The sequence below is a fragment of the Pseudomonas sp. Kh14 genome, from assembly GCF_900291005.1.
GTDB classification, from domain to species: domain Bacteria; phylum Pseudomonadota; class Gammaproteobacteria; order Pseudomonadales; family Pseudomonadaceae; genus Aquipseudomonas; species Aquipseudomonas alloputida.
In genome coordinates, this window is record NZ_OLKJ01000089.1 from 1 (window position 1) to 277 (window position 277).

Annotated in this window: 1 protein-coding gene; it reads left to right on the plus strand. The window is 60.6% G+C overall.

Annotation, left to right across the window (positions count from 1 at the left end):
* Positions 1-54: 54 nt before the first annotated feature.
* Positions 55-277: PLP-dependent transferase (locus FQ668_RS27435; RefSeq protein WP_178097171.1), on the plus strand; the 223-nt coding region annotated here is incomplete at its 3' end.

Genomic DNA, 277 nt, shown 5'->3' on the forward strand with positions numbered 1-277 from the left:
CGACGACTGGCTGCGCGAGCAGGGTCTGATCAACGATGTGTATAAGGAAGAAAAATGAAAACATTAAATACCCTCAGCGTGCACAGCGGCGCGTTTAACGATCAGCACGGCGCGGTGATGCCGCCAATTTATGCCACCTCCACCTTTGCCCAGCCTGCGCCGGGCCAGCATACCGGCTACGAATACTCCCGCAGCGGCAACCCGACGCGCCACGCGCTGGAAACCGCCATCGCTGAACTGGAGAGCGGTACGCGCGGCTACGCCTTTGCCTCTGGCC